Genomic DNA, 458 nt, shown 5'->3' on the forward strand with positions numbered 1-458 from the left:
GTAACAAGGTAGCGCTAGGGGAACCTGGCGCTGGATCACCTCCTTAAACGATGATTATTGCGATGAGTGTTCACACAGATTGATACGGTTTATGAAGTAAAGAGACGATACTGGGTCTGTAGCTCAGGTGGTTAGAGCGTTCGCCTGATAAGCGAGAGGTCGGTGGTTCGAGTCCACTCAGACCCACCAATTTCTTTCCCAAGGAATTGGCGACAGTATCGACACCTTGATGGGGCTATAGCTCAGCTGGGAGAGCGCCTGCCTTGCACGCAGGAGGTCTGCGGTTCGATCCCGCATAGCTCCACCATCTTTAAGTGTTCTTGAAAAAGAATCTTTAAAAATGGTTTTCATCAGAAAATCTAGCTCTTTAACAATTTGGAAAGCTGACAAAACAATCTTTTAAGATTGTTTGTAAAGTTCTCAATGTTTGTCTTTATGACAAACACCAAAAAACACAT

Annotated in this window: 2 tRNA genes; both read left to right on the forward strand. The window is 44.3% G+C overall.

From position 1 onward, the window contains the following. The first annotated feature begins 112 nt into the window (after nucleotides 1–112). Nucleotides 113–189: transfer RNA gene (locus tag IQP38_RS25480), tRNA-Ile, on the forward strand. 42 nt (nucleotides 190–231) lie between these two features. After that, nucleotides 232–307: transfer RNA gene (locus tag IQP38_RS25485), tRNA-Ala, on the forward strand. Nucleotides 308–458: the final 151 nt, after the last annotated feature.

The sequence above is a fragment of the Vibrio sp. OPT41 genome (assembly GCF_015163595.1).
GTDB lineage: Bacteria > Pseudomonadota > Gammaproteobacteria > Enterobacterales > Vibrionaceae > Vibrio > Vibrio alginolyticus.